Raw genomic sequence first — 14,721 nt, 5'->3', positions numbered from 1 at the left:
TTATCCGTCCTCGGCAATGTGGGCGGGCGAGCTCAGAGGCTAAGGTTTTGTTCGGGCTCGGCGGGAAGCCCGGATGCGTTGTTGAACCGGCTGGGATGTAACGAGGCGTAACGTAAATGGCGAACAACAAGTACAACGAGTCGATCGAGGACAAGGCGTTCAAGGCATTGGACGAAGCGCTCCAGATCGACTTCGGAGAAGACGATACGCTGTCTCGCAACGGCAAGACCGACGCCCCGGAGGCCAAATTGTCCGAAACACCAAGTGCCCGCAGTGAACAAACCTCCAAGGAAACCAAGCGCGCGCGCCCTGCCAACACGCCTCGCCAGCCCGAGCAGCCGTCCCGTGCGCCGTCCTTCGCCGCCAATGACGCCAACCGCATATCTCCAGCTTCGCTGCTGAAGTCGTTGGAGAACGGATCCAGCCGATCAGCTATCCGCAACGCAACCATCGTGTCGCTTCTCTGGATCGTCGCAGGGCTTGGCCTGATGGCCCTGCTCTATTCGCCCCAGATCTGGCAGATCCGCTCCCTGGCCGATCTTCTGGCGCTTCCGGGCGTCATCGCCGGCTTCATCGGCATCATCGTGCCGGTGCTGCTGTTTTATGCCTTCGCCGTCATGATGGCCCGTGCCCAGGACATGCGCAACGCAGCACGCTCCATGGCCGAGGTGGCACTTCGCCTCTCTGAACCGGAGACTGTCGCTTCCGAACGCATCATGACCGTCGGCCAGGCCGTTCGCCGCGAAGTCTCTGCGATGAACGAAGGCATCGAGCGTACGATCGCGCGCGCTTCGGAGCTTGAGACCCTGGTCCACTCCGAGGTCAACGCGCTCGAGCGCAGCTACGCAGACAATGAATTGCGCGTGCGCGGCCTCGTGCACGAGCTTGGCTCGGAGCGAGAAGCGATCGTCAATCACGCCGAGCGTATCCGCACGTCGATCGCCGGCGTGCACGACCAGCTCAAGGAAGACTTGTCGCTAGCGACGGAAGAAATCGCTGTACGCCTGGCAACCTCGGGCGAAGCTTTCGCCTCGATGATCGACACGCGCGCGGCCACCATCACCGAAAAGTCGGAGTCGGCGATCCAGTCGCTCAGCACGCTTCTTGCTGCAAAGACGGATTCGCTGCTGCAAACGCTGACGTCCTCAGGATTCGCGCTCACCAACGAATTCGATACGCGGCTGGATTCACTCACGTCGAGCCTCAGCGAACACGGAGATCAGATCCTTCGGCAGTTCGAGACGCGTGCGTCGACGATGGACAGCAACGCCGAGAAGCTCAACGCCGCGCTGAACGACCGCGCCCGCCAGCTGAACGAGATCCTGATCGCCCGCACCCGCGAGATCAACGAGAGCCTGACCGGCGGCGAACGCACGATCAGTACCACGCTGGACGACGTTCTCTCCAAGCTCAACAGCGCGCTCGACGAGAAGGGCTCTAGCTTCCGCCAGAGCCTGCAGTCGAGCGTCGACGACACCATCATGGACCTCGATCTGCGCTCCGGCTTTTTTGACGAGAGGCTGCAGGCAACCGTCGCGCAGCTCTCGACCTCGTTCGATGAGCGCGTCGCGGAATTCGCCAATGCCTTCGACAAGCGCGCCGGCTCGCTCGACACCAAGCTCATGGAGAGCCTCAACCGTATCAACGACACGATGACGGGCGGTTCAGACTCGCTGAACGGCATCCTGAGTTCGAGCATCGAGCGCCTTGGCGCGTCGCTCACCGACCAGTCCTTCGCACTGGCCACCGCCCTCGCCACCAGCCAGGAAGTTATGGAAAGCTCGCTGGCGGGCAAGGTTTCCGAAGTCACCGAGGCCATCCATACGCAAACGACGGGTATGACGTCGGCGCTCAGCCATGCCACTTCCGAGATCTCGCTGGCGCTCGCCTCGGGCACGTCGGAACTCCACAACAATCTCGCCGCGCGCGCGACGGAGTTCCGCGACACGTTGCTGTCTACGACCTCCGATCTAAGCTCTGCGGTCTCCGCGGGAACCGAGCAGATCACCTCGGCCTTTGGCCGTGCCGACGAACTGAATACGATGATCTCCAGGCGAGCAGCCGACATCACGCAGGCGCTCGACTCCGCGCATGAGCGGATCGACGGCGTGATGGCCGATCGCGGCGGTGCGCTGACTGCTGCCCTCGCCGACAACCAGGACCGTTTCGAGAGCACGCTTGCAAGCCGCTCGGAAGCAATCATCAGCGCCGTCTCCGGCAGCCATGAGCGGCTTGCCGACACGCTCGACGACAAGGCGATGACGCTGGCCATTTCGCTCGATGAGAGCCAGAACCGCTTCGAGGATACGATTGCCAAGCGTGCCGAAGCGATTGCCGCCTCGATCGCCAGCGGCCACGAGAAGCTTGCCGACACTCTTGATGACAAGGCAATGGCACTCGCCATTTCCCTCAATGAGGGGCAGATCCGCCTTGCCGATACCCTTGGCCTTCATGTCGACGCAGTCGCAAACCAGCTCGCCGGCAGCCACGAAAAGCTCAGCGAAGTGCTTGACGACAAGACGGTAGCGCTCGCCATTTCGCTCAATGAAGGCCAAACGCGGCTTGCCGATACCCTTGGCCATCATGCCGAGACGATCGCGAACCAGATCGCCGGCGGCCACGAGAAGCTGACAGAGGCTCTCGACGATCGGGCCATGGCACTTGCCATTTCCCTCAACGACAGCCAGGCCCGTCTCGAAGACACGCTCGGCCACCACGCAGAAACGATCAGCAACTCGCTTGCCGGCGGACATGACCGGATCACCGAGGCGCTCGACGACCGCGTCATGGCGCTCGCCGTATCCCTGAACGAAGGCCATAGCCGCATCGAAGATGCGCTTGCCCGCCGCGTCGATACCATCGCGAATTCGATTGCCACGGTTCAGGACCGTCTTTCGGACACTCTCGACGAGAAGGCGATGGCGCTTGCTATCTCCTTCAGCGAAAGCCAGAGCCGCTTTGACGACGCGCTGGAAGCGCGCACCAACGCGTTGCTCGACACGGTGGCCGGAGCCGAATCGCGCGTTGCCGGGGCCCTCGTCGACAAGTCGGACGCAATTCGCAGCGCCTACACAGAGAGCCAGGAACGCCTCGAGCGTTCGCTGAGTGACCACGCATCGACGCTTGCTGGCACGCTCTCGAGCGGTGGAGACCGCATCGAGCAGCTGACCGGCAACGCCGCTGCCCGCATCGAATCCAACCTGAGCAACGCGCATCAGCGACTGGAGACATTGCACGGCGATGCAGCATCCCGCATCGAAGGCGGCCTTGCCGCGGCACACGATCGCTTCGAAGCGCTGACCGGCAATGCGGCCACACGCATCGAAAGTGGTCTGGACGCGGCTCACGAACGCATCCGTTCGACGCTGACCGATCGCGAACAGGCGATCAATCTCGCGCTCAGCGACGCTCACGCCCGTATCAGTGACACGCTTTCCGACCAGGCGACAACAATCGGAGCGTCGATCGCCACCAGCGTCGGCATGTTGGAAATGTCGCTGGAAGACCACGAGGTCTCGCTTCGCCAGACGATCGACAACAGCGGCCGCGCTCTCGAAGACCGCCTACGTGACAGCACCGGCCATATTGCCGGCCGCTTCAAGGAGGCTGCAGGCGAGATCTCACGCTCGGCAGAAACCTTCTCCTCACAGCTCGACCAGTCAATCGAAGGCATGACCGGTCGCTTTGCGGAAACCGGGTCGCGTGTCGAGGCCGGCCTTGCCGCCCTCGAAAACCGCATTCGTGACGGCGTCGGCGGCGTAGCCGAGCAGGTCGACGCCGCTGGCGGCCGCCTCTCCAACACTTTGTCCGACGGTATTTCGCGCCTTGGGACGCTCGGCGAAGAGGCTACGGGCCGCATCGCGGCAGCGCTCGACGACAGCGCCGCAAAGTTTGCGGAGACGATCGATGGCCGCACGGCCAATCTGACTTCGGGCATTGACACCCGCACAGCGAGTATCGGCGAGGCAATGGAGCGTGGCAGCGCCCGCATCGAGGAGCGCCTGTCGACGATGGACCGCGCTCTGACCGTTGGTCTCGATGCCGTCAATCGCACGATTGAAGGCAAGGCTGCCGGCCTCGCCGCTTCGCTGCGCAGCGCCGTCGCCGAGACAACGCAGGGCATGGACGACGAAGCGACCCGCGCCGCCGAAAACCTCGGGCGTACCGGACAGCAGTTTGCCGAAGGCCTTGAGGCCAAGAGCAACGAGTTCAGCCGTGCAATCGAAGAGCGGTCCGAACAGATCGTCGGTCGCGTTTCCGAGGCACAGAACCGCCTCGCCGGCCAGGCAGCGGCCGTCGCTCAAACCTTCTCGGAGGCAGGCAACGCAATTATCAACAAGGTCGCGGAGGCGGAAACCCTGGTCAGCGGTCAGGTTGGCGCCATTTCCCGCGCCCTCGGCGACGCCCAGGCGACCTTCGAAAGTCATGGCGCAGGCATCCGCACGACGATTTCCGATGCAAGCCAGGAAATCACCTCGACCATGGCAGAGGTCGAACGTGCTCTGGAAGCTCGCGGCAATGCCATCCGTTCAAGCATCGAGGACCGCACACGCGAAATCGACTCGACGCTGACCGATGTCGAAAAAGCGCTCGAAGCGCGCGGCAGTGCAATCCGCACGACGCTCGACGACCGGACCCGCGAACTCAATTCGATGCTTGCCGGCCGCTCGACAGAGCTGTCGCGCATTCTCGACGAAACGGCACGGCCGCTGATCGACCGTTATGCCGAGGCTGGCAAGGACGCCGCCGCGCGCATCACGGCGGCGACCGAGCGTAGCACCGAACGCCTGCGCAGTGAGAACGAGGCTCTGATCAGCGCGATCGCCGCACGCACAGAGAGCGCATCGTCGGCCGTCGACGCGATGGAGAACAGCCTGCTTGCCAACGTCAACAAGCTGATCGAACGCCTGTCGGACAACAGCTCCGCTATGGGCCAGATGATGAGCCGTGCGGCCGAAGATCTGGCGGCGGTCGATGGTCGCCTCGGCGATACGACGTCGCGCTTCACCGAGTCCGCATCCAAGGCCGCCGAAATGGTTTCCGCCTCGACCCGCCTGCTCGAAGGCAAGGTCGATCGCCTGTCCGATATTTCCGGCCAGACGCTCGCCCAGGTCGGCGGCATCATCGGGCGGTTCGACGAGCATTCAAAGGTGCTCAGCCAGGCATCCGGTCTGCTCGCAGCGGCTCAATCGAACCTTGTCTCGACGCTTGAGGATCGCGAAACCGCACTGCAGAACCTTTCCGTTGGCCTCGTCCAGCGCTCGGAGGAGATTGAAAAGACCATGCGTTCGCTGGGAGGCATGGTCGAATCCGCCTTCGACCGCGCCGAGCAGCGCTCCAACCAGGTCAGCGGTACGCTGCGCGAAAGCGTGCAGTCCTCGTTCTCCGACATCGGCCGGGTTCTTTCCGAAACCGAAAAGCGTGCAGAGGAAGCGGCCGCGACCATGCGCGCCGCGCTCGTCAAGGCCGGAGAAGAGGCCAACGCGACAATCGACGGTGCATTCGGCAATGCGGAGCGTCGATCCGGCGAGCTCTCCAACCGCTTGCGCGGTGGCCTGACAGCGTCTCTGTCGGACGTGGAGCGTATGCTGGGCGAGGCAGGTCGCGCATCCGACGGCGCCGCCCAGACCATGCGCGAGTCGCTTCGCGAGGCAGTCGAGGAGGCGGTATCGCGCTTCTCCGGTGCGACCGAGGAGATCCGCCGCTCGGCCGGCGACATCCGCAAGGAACTCGATATGACCCGCAGCGAGCTGAAGCGCGGTGCATTCGACCTTCCCGAGGAAGCCAAGGAGAGCGCCGCTGCCATGCGTCGCGCCGTCGCCGAGCAGATCAAGGCCCTGCAGGATATCTCGCACATCGTTGGCCGTTCGACACAGCAGCTCGAAATCTCCGAGCCTGCGCCGCGGGCCATTCCTCAGCCTCAACCCGCGCCACGTCCGGCCCAGCCGGCCACTACCCAGCAGGTACCCCAGCCCACCCCTCCGGCAGCACCCGCCTCGGCACCGGCCGTAACGCCCACGCCGATCGAAAACTTCGGCCTGCGCGGCTCGCTAACGCCTCCGACACCCGCGGCCGCGACGCCGCAGCAGCGGGCGCCCGTTGCGGCCCCGGCTCCAGCCTCGCCGGCAACCGGCGGCTGGATCAGCGACCTCCTGCGCGGCGCATCGCGCGAAGAGGCTGCCGAAGAAGCTCCGGCCCGGCAACCGGCACCCCGCGCTGAGGCTGCCGCGGCAGCACCGGCCCGCACCGCCGATAGCCGCAACCCGCGCCATGTAGTCGAGTCCTTAAACTCGCTTTCGGTGGATATCGCTCGCGCGATCGATCACGATGCGTCGGTCGACCTGTGGCGTCGCTATCAGCGCGGCGAGCGGGACGTATTTACGCGCCGCCTCTACACGCTCAAGGGCCAGCAGACCTTCGACGAGATCAAGCGCAAGTACGATCGCGAGCCGGAGTTCCGCACCGCTGTCGATCGCTACATCGCCGATTTCGAAAAGCTGCTTGCCGATGTCTCTCGCGGCGACCGCGACAAGACGATCACGCAGTCCTATCTGACCTCCGACACGGGCAAGGTCTACACGATGCTTGCTCATGCCGCGGGACGATTGAGCTAAGACGCCTAGGCAAAAAAGAAATGGCCGCCAAAAGGCGGCCTCAGACTGCTGACAAACCCCTGGCGTAGCTGGGGGTTTTATGATTCTGTGGGACATGTTGAAGAAACCTGCCCCCACCCAGACGGCTCTTGAGATGGTGACGCTCGACAGCCTGGTGCCGAAGGATCATCTGCTTCGCAAGATCGATGCGGTGATCGACTTTTCCTTCATCCATGACCGCGTTGCCGGGCTTTATTGCGCCGACAACGGCCGGCCGCCGCTCGATCCGACCTTGATGTTCAAGGCTTTGTTCATTGGCTACCTGTTCGGCATCCGCTCGGAGCGTCAGCTGGTGCGCGAGATCGAGGTCAACGTCGCCTATCGCTGGTTTCTGCAGATGAAGCTGACGGATGGTGTGTTTGACGCCTCGACGCTGTCGCAGAACCGCCGCCGGCGCTTCAACGACACCTCGGTCGCCCAGGACATCTTTGATCATATCGTTGAGCAGGCGATCCGTCATGGCTTGGTGGATGGCACGGTGCTTTACACGGATTCAACGCATCTGAAGGCGAATGCCAACAAGGGCAAATATGATCTTGCGATGATCGAAAAGTCGCGCTCCGATTACTGGGCCGACCTCGACCGGGCGATCGAGGCGGAGCGAGCACTGCACGGCCAGAAGCCCTTGAAGGACAAGCAGCGCGAGCCGCAGGTGAAGGAAACCAAGGTGTCGCGCACCGATCCCGATAGCGGCTACATGGTGCGCGACGGCAAGCCGAAGGGCTTCTTCTACCTCGATCACCGCACGGTGGATGGCAAGCTTGCGATCATCACCGATACCCATGTCACGCCCGCCAATGTGCATGACAGTATCGTCTATCTCGACCGGCTGGACCGCCAGCGTCAGCGCTTCGGCTTCGAGGGTCGGTGCTGTCGGGCTGGATGCCGGCTATGCCACATCCGGCATCGCCAAGGGTCTCGAGGACCGCACCATCCTCGGCGTCACCGGCTACCGCAATCCGACCCCGCCCAAGCCCGGCATGATGCGCAAGTCGAAGTTCGACTATGAGCCCGAGACAGACGGCTATCGCTGCCCCGAAGGCCAACTGCTGACCTATGCCACCACCGACCGCAACGGCTATCGGCACTATCGTTCGAATCCTGCCATCTGCGGCGATTGTCCGTTGCTGGCCTCCTGCACCAATAACGCCACGGCGACACGCACCATCACTCGCCATGTCTGGCAAGACGCCCGCGAGCGCACCGACGCCCACCGCCGGACGTCTTGGGGCAAGGCCATCTATAAGCGTCGCAAGGAGACGGTCGAACGCTCGTTTGCCGATGCCAAGCAGCTTCATGGCCACCGCTATGCCCGCTTCCGAAGTCTCACCCGCGTCGCATGCCAGTGCCTGTTGGCCGCGGCCGCCCAAAACATCAAGAAGATCGCAATGGCCCTGACAAAAGCGCCAAAACCGGCCACCGCGTAAGCCGGAACGACCCGACTTTCCTCCGCCAGAAATCCTGCAGCCAGAAAAATCCTATCCGAAAAACAAAACCCGCCGAAAAATCGACGGGTTTGTCAGCGGTCTGATGGCCGCCAAAAGGCGGCCATTTTCGTTTCAGGGCATTGTTTATGGTGGTGGCATCCCATTGAAGCGCCACGCCAACCCCGACATGGACAATCAGATCGACTGCAGCGTCCAGTTGACGATCTCAGCCGATACGCCTGCGAACGCGCGATCGAGGCCCTTCACAAGACCATCGTTCGATCCACCGGCAGACACCTCTTGTCTGAACACCTTCTGAGCTCTCACAGAACCGTTGCGGTCGTTCAGGATCTTGGCTGAAATCTCCACCACCGCGCGGCTGCCGCCGGTCGTGTCGATCTCGAAGGAGCGGATATCTGTCACGAGCTGATAATCGATCGCAAGCCCCTGGCCGGGGACGCCGACGCCGCCGAGCTTGCCGGAGTTCTCATAGGCCTCGACCAGCTTCGCCTGAACCATGCGCGGCAGCTTGTCGCCCCATTGCGCCTTAGAAAGGTACTGTATTTGCGACGGAGCCACCCGAATGACAATCTGCTCGCTGTCGATCGCCTTCAGCGCGGTCGGTTGCTGCACCAGGATCTGCCGGCCCTTTGCCGCCGGTCCACTGCCGGTCGCCGACGCTGAGAGATCGTAAGTGTCGTTCTTCGCAGCCGTCCCGCAGCCCGCAAGGCCTGCCAATAGCGGCAACGCGATCGCGGCTATCGATATCCACGAACGGCGCTGCAACACATCCGATACGGCCATATGCGCTCCCCTAATATCCCTGTTAACGCCGCGTCCGGCCGTCATATTGCTTTACAGTATCCCCGCCGAAGATCAGCCGCTGCGGATTGCGGTCGAAATCGCTGATCGCATTACTAAGGTTCTGCACGGTGGAGCGCGTGTCGTTGATGAGCGACTGCATGTCGCGCAGCCCACCGCTGGAAAATTTCTGCAGATTGTCGGCAATCGGGCCAATCCGCGAGTTGAGGTTGTCGGCAACCTTCTTGAACGAGGTAAGCGTGTCACGCGCCTGCGCAAAAAGCGACTGCGTATTATCTGTCCCGAGCAGTGCATCCAGCTTGATCAGAATACCGTCGACGCGGGTGGACGCCGAGTTCAGCTTGTTCGCCATCTGCGAAACGTCCTGGATCGTCTGATCAATGTCCTTTTGCCGAGCCGAAACGGTGTTCGCGACATCCTTGATCGATGCGACGGCAGCGCGTGCATCTTTCGTCGCCTGCGAGATGTCGTCGACGGATCCCTTGACCTTCGCCGGGTCGATTTGTGCTACCAGTGTGTCCACCCGATCGAGCGTCGCCTGCGCCTTCTTGCCGAGGTCATTGTAGGTCGTCGCTGTTTCCTCGAACCTCTGGATCGCCCCCTTGAAGTCGCCCGACGCATCGGCGACGTCGCGGCTGACCTTCTCGGCATTGCTGAGAATGGTATCGATCTTCTTCGCATCGACGGCCTTCACGAGGGCTTCGACCGCCTCCAGCGTCGAGTCGACACGACCCGAGACCTTGCGAACCGTATCGGACAGTTGCCCGACACTTTGTAGGAATGAATCAATGTTGCCGGAGTTCTTTGCTAACGCGTCGGAGAACGTCTCGGCGTTCTGCAATGTCTTCGTCAGCGGCCCACGCGCGTCCTTCACAAACCCCTGAACCTGCCCGATGGCATCGTTGGCGCGGTCGAGAATCTTGTCCGCCGTCGCCAGAAGGTTCGTGACACTCGATTGATCCGCGACGATCACCGCTCGCTTGCCGGTGTCGAGCGACTGCTGAAGAATATTCTTTTCGCCGATCTTGCCGCCCGACAGTTCGATATAGGCCGCACCCGTCAAGCCCTGGATTTCAAGGATCGCTTTCGTCGACGGATAGATCGGTGCATCGACCCGCACCTCCGTGAACGCCAGCGAGAAGCTCGGATCGTCAGCATCAATCGACAGCGATTTGACCGAACCCACCTGAATACCGTTAAACCGCACAGGCGAGCCGACGCTCAAGCCGTTCGCGGAGCCCGGAATGCGGACGATCAGCTCAGCCATGGGCCCGCCACGCCCATATTCGGCCATCCAGTAGACGAAGCCGAACGCTGCCGCGATAACGAGCACCGTGAAAAAGCCGACAATCGTGTAGTTCGCTTTTGTTTCCATCGTATCCGCTCACTTCCCGCGGCTATCTTGCGCCAGGCTGTCGTCGCCGGCATGGCCGTTCTGGGGCACGATCGAACGCGCCCGCTTGCCCTTGAAATAAGCCTGAACCCACGGATCATCGAAGGTCAGCATGTCGTCGATCGTTCCCTCGACCAATACCCGCTTCTTGCCAAGCACGGCAATGCGGTCGCAGACGGAGAAGAGGCTGTCGAGGTCGTGGGTAACCATGTAGACGGTCAGACCGAGCGTGTCCCTAAGCCTCGCGATGAGCTCATCGAACTCCGCTGCCCCGATCGGATCGAGGCCCGAGGTCGGCTCGTCGAGGAACACCAGTTCCGGGTCGAGCGCCAGGGCGCGCGCCAGCGCCGCGCGCTTGATCATGCCGCCCGAAAGCTCCGACGGGTATTTGTCGGCGGCATCCGCCGCGAGCCCGACCAGCCGGATCTTGAGTTGAGCCAGTTCGTCCATCAGTGATTGGGGCAGGTCCAGATACTCACGCATCGGCACCTGGATATTCTCCTTCACGGTGAGCGAGGAGAATAGCGCGCCTTGCTGGAAGAGCACACCGAGCCGCATGTCGAGCGCATTGCGCTGCGGCTCGTCCAGTTCATCGAAGTCCTGACCGAGGATCTTGATGTTACCCGAGCGGCGCGGCAGCAACCGAAGCACTGTCCGCATCAGGACCGACTTGCCGGTTCCCGACGCGCCGACAAAACCGAGGATTTCGCCGCGATAGATATCGAGGTTCAGATTATCGAGAACGACCTTCGAGCCGAAACCTACGGTCACGCCGCGCGCAGACAGCACGACATCCCGTCCTTGATCGTTTCTGGTCTCTGTCTGCTGTCCGTCCACGTACGATCCTTAGAAATTGATGGCCGCATAGAACATGGCAAAAAGCCCGTCCATGAGGATAACGACGAAAATCGCCTTCACCACCGACGCGGTCACGTGCTGGCCAAGCGACTCAGCACTGCCGCCTACCTTTAAGCCTTCAACCGCCGCAACGATACCAATAACCAGCGCCATGAATGGCGCCTTGATCATCCCGGACAAGACCGTCGATAGCGTGATCGCTTCATGCAGGCGTGCGATGAAATTCGCGAAGGTGATGCCGGAGTAGGCCCAAGCGACCACGGCTGCGCCGGCGAGCGAAGCAAAGTTCGCAAGCACGGTCAGCAGCGGCAATGCGACGGTCAGGGCAACCAGGCGCGGGAAGATGAGCACCCCAACAGGATTGAGCCCCATCACCTTTAGCGCATCGACCTCCTCGCGCATCTTCATCGAGCCGATCTCGGCGGTGATGGCGCTGCCGGACCGGCCGGCGATCATAATTGCCGTCAGAAGCACGCCGATTTCGCGAAGCTGCAGGATGCCGACGAGGTCGACGACGAAGACTTCGGCGCCGAAATAGCGGAGCTGAAAGGCGCCCTGTTGCGCAATGATCGCGCCGATCAGGAACGACATCAGCAATATGATCGGTACCGCGCGTACGCCCATATGGTCGATCTGGTTGACGATCGACGCCGGCGAGACGCCGCTGCCGCGCCCGAATTTCATCTGCGCGCCGCGCACAGCGGACCCTAGGATATACATGGCGGCGGCGAGATTGTTCCAGATATCGAAGGTGATCTTGCCGATCGGGGCGAAGATCTTTTCCTGCCAGCTTGCCTTTTGCTGAGGTTCCTGCTCCGCCTCCGGGGGCTCCTCGGAAAACTCGGCAATCATTTCGTCGATATGCGCGTTGCTGCCTTCGAAGTGCACGGTGCCGCCGGCACCCTCTACCTGCTTCTTCAGGCGGCAGAGCAACCAGACACCTGCCGTGTCGATATCCGTCACGCCTGACAGGTCGAGGGTCACCTCGCCTCTTCGACCGGCAGTGAGCTTCTCGAAGTCGCGCAGAACGAGGTGCAGATTAGCGCTTCGCCAATTTCCCTCGAGCTGAACGTGCTGGCCCGAACCATGGGCGTGATCGTCCACATGCAGAGAGGCAGCGCTACGGGTTTCCGACTTCAAAACGCTTGTGTCTTTCAAGGCTTACGGCGACATTGCCGACTCGCGAACTAACGGTTCGCCGCTTCGGATCAATATACCCAAGCCACACCAAATTTCCATGCGCGCAGGATTGCAAATATGCCACGGTCACTTGAAATTCAGACGGAATCCTTTCCCATATCAGGCACATTTACGATCTCGCGCGGCGCCAAGACATCGGCGGAGGTGATCCTCTGCACCATACGCGACGGCGGCGCGGTCGGTCGGGGCGAGTGCGTTCCCTATCGCCGCTATGGAGAGACGCTGGAAAGTGTCGCCGCTCAGATCGAAGCTGTAAGGCCACTAATCGAAGGTGGCTTGACTCGCCCGGAACTGCAGCGCGCAATGCCCCCGGGAGCCGCACGCAACGCAGTCGATTGCGCCCTTTGGGATCTGGAAGCCAAGCGCTCCGGCAACTCGGTCATCGCTGAACTGCGTCTCGCAGCGCCACAGCCGTTGACGACAGCCTTCACGATATCGCTCGGCGAACCCGATGTCATGGCCGACCAGGCGCGTGCAAACGCCGATCGCGCCTTGCTGAAGGTCAAGGTGGGCACCGGCGACGATGAGAGTCGTATCCGCGCCGTTCGTCTTGCCGCACCCGATGTGGCCATCATCCTCGATGCCAACGAGGGCTGGCCGGAAGACACGCTGGAGCATCATCTGCGCGTCGCAGCCGAAGCTGGCATCGCCCTCGTCGAACAGCCGTTGCCGGCTGGCAAGGATGAGCTCCTCGCCGAAATCCGCCGCCCGCTGCTCGTTTGCGCCGACGAAAGTGTCCACCACACAGGCGACCTCGCAAGCCTTCGCGATCGCTATGACGCGATCAACATCAAGCTCGACAAGACAGGCGGACTCACCGAGGCGTTGGCAATGAAGAAAGAGGCGCAGCGCCTTGATTTCGAAATCATGGTCGGCTGCATGGTCGGCACATCGCTGGCGATGGCGCCGGCTGTACTGCTGGCGCAGGGCGTCGATTTCGTCGATCTCGACGGACCGCTGCTGCTTGCGCGCGACCGTGAACCCGGTCTGCGCTACGCCGCCTCTCTTGTCTGGCCGCCGGATGCCGCGCTTTGGGGCTGAAGATAGTAGGCGACGATGACAAGGCCTAGCCCGGTCAGCGCCACCAGCGCCATCACATAATAGCTTGCGAGCCCAAGCAAGGCGTAGACGTAGCCGGAAGCAATCGTCATCAGCCCCATGAACATGCCGTTGTAGAAGAAATAGGCGCCCTGCGCCGACGACTCCTGGGTCTCTTGCACGGAGGCCACGATCCGCCGTTGGACGCCCGTGTGCACGAACGCATAGGTGCAGGAATGCATGCACTGGAGCAGAAAGAAACCCCAAAATCCCCAATGCATCGGAAACAGGATCCAGCGACAGACGCTGACCGCCGCCCCAAATCGAATGAGCGTCCAGGCGCTGAATCGGCGGCTGAGCCGCCGGGACAGAAAGAACACGGTCACCTCCGCAGCGACGCCGGCGCTCCACAGGACCGCGATCTGTGTCCCGGAGAAGCCGAGATCGCGCCAGTAGAGCGACGCGAAGGCCTGCAGGACCGCGTGGCTCGACTGCTGGATCGCGACGCCGATCAACAAGGCCAGCAAATGCGGCTGTCGCAGCGAACTTCCTGTCGCAGCCGAGATATCGACGGGTGTGCCACGCCGGCGCGTCGGGCCTATCCGCGGGCAATAGATCGCCATCACCACGGTCATGACGAAGCCGAACGTCATCACAGGGAGCACCATCTCGCCACCCCAATAGCCGATCAGCTCCCCGCCGATCAGGGTGGAAACGATAAACGCGATCGAGCCCCAGACCCTCATCGAGCCATAATCCAGACCCCAGCGCCGGACGCCCGAAATCACGATCGATTCGACGACCGGGACGTAGCAGGCAAAGGTCGCTCCCTGGATCGTATAGACGATCAGCACCGGCCAGAATGTGTTCGTCCAGTAGAGCGCGATCGCCGTCAGCAGCGATAGGCAACCTGAAAACAACAGCACATCCGCCCGCTCATTCATCCGGTCGGCATACATCGCGACGATCGGAGCGACGAGGACACGCACGACCATCGGCACGGCTAGGATGACGCCGATCTCATGGTCGTTGAACGCGTGCAGCGCAAGCCACATCGGGAAGAACGGCAAGGCCACGCCATTGACGAGCAAAGGCGCACAGTAGGACAAAGCACTGAGAAGCCGGAAGCGCGGTGGCGCCCCCTCACTTGCTGGAGGATTTTGAGCGGGAATCATGGGGTGACCTGCAGGAAACTGAACGTTGCCTATCACGTCAACCTAAGGGCGACTATGGCAAGAAATTGCCCATCTGAAACGTTTTAGAAAATAAATAGGCCTGTCGCAAAGACACAACGGGCTAAATTGATGCATGGAATTGGGGATCGAAAGGC

At 61.9% G+C, this 14,721-nt stretch carries 8 protein-coding genes; 3 read left to right on the top strand and 5 right to left on the bottom strand.

The genetic code is table 11. The features are described from left to right. The first annotated feature begins 116 nt into the window (after positions 1-116). Positions 117-6,614: a hypothetical protein gene (locus FHT71_RS28730; RefSeq protein WP_183723003.1), complete on the top strand. Its 6,498-nt coding sequence runs from the start codon at positions 117-119 to the stop codon at positions 6,612-6,614. 94 nt (positions 6,615-6,708) lie between these two features. Continuing rightward, positions 6,709-8,080, top strand: a protein-coding gene (locus tag FHT71_RS28725) for an IS1182 family transposase (RefSeq protein ID WP_183723001.1) whose coding sequence is annotated in 2 segments (ribosomal slippage) — positions 6,709-7,515 and positions 7,517-8,080 — 1,371 coding nt in all. Because the reading frame shifts where the segments join, the coding sequence is not laid out codon by codon here. A 195-nt stretch (positions 8,081-8,275) separates the two neighbouring features. Here the strand turns inward: FHT71_RS28725 and FHT71_RS28720 are convergent. From FHT71_RS28720 to FHT71_RS28705, 4 genes are read right to left on the bottom strand one after another with little or no spacing between them, the layout of a single operon-like run. Further along, complete coding sequence (locus tag FHT71_RS28720) at positions 8,276-8,884, bottom strand: ABC-type transport auxiliary lipoprotein family protein (protein ID WP_132594974.1); 609 nt, start codon at positions 8,882-8,884, stop codon at positions 8,276-8,278. A gap of 22 nt (positions 8,885-8,906) precedes the next feature. Continuing rightward, positions 8,907-10,277 carry an MlaD family protein gene (locus FHT71_RS28715; protein WP_132594976.1) on the bottom strand — a complete coding sequence of 457 codons (1,371 nt, stop codon included), beginning with the start codon at positions 10,275-10,277 and terminating at the stop codon, positions 8,907-8,909. A 9-nt stretch (positions 10,278-10,286) separates the two neighbouring features. Continuing rightward, positions 10,287-11,132: an ABC transporter ATP-binding protein gene (locus FHT71_RS28710; protein WP_007792927.1), complete on the bottom strand. Its 846-nt coding sequence runs from the start codon at positions 11,130-11,132 to the stop codon at positions 10,287-10,289. A 9-nt stretch (positions 11,133-11,141) separates the two neighbouring features. After that, positions 11,142-12,311: an MlaE family lipid ABC transporter permease subunit gene (locus FHT71_RS28705; protein WP_183722999.1), complete on the bottom strand. Its 1,170-nt coding sequence runs from the start codon at positions 12,309-12,311 to the stop codon at positions 11,142-11,144. 99 nt (positions 12,312-12,410) lie between these two features. Between FHT71_RS28705 and dgcA the strand changes: the two genes are divergently transcribed. Next, positions 12,411-13,394: an N-acetyl-D-Glu racemase DgcA gene (gene dgcA, locus FHT71_RS28700; RefSeq protein WP_132594982.1), complete on the top strand. Its 984-nt coding sequence runs from the start codon at positions 12,411-12,413 to the stop codon at positions 13,392-13,394. Here dgcA and FHT71_RS28695 read toward each other — a convergent pair. Next, complete coding sequence (locus FHT71_RS28695) at positions 13,346-14,566, bottom strand: MFS transporter (protein WP_007792919.1); 1,221 nt, start codon at positions 14,564-14,566, stop codon at positions 13,346-13,348. The genes dgcA and FHT71_RS28695 overlap by 49 nt on opposite strands. Positions 14,567-14,721 lie beyond the last annotated feature (155 nt).

The organism is Rhizobium sp. BK060, from assembly GCF_014193145.1.
Lineage (GTDB): Bacteria > Pseudomonadota > Alphaproteobacteria > Rhizobiales > Rhizobiaceae > Rhizobium.
This window is presented reverse-complemented; position numbering and strand designations above follow the sequence as displayed.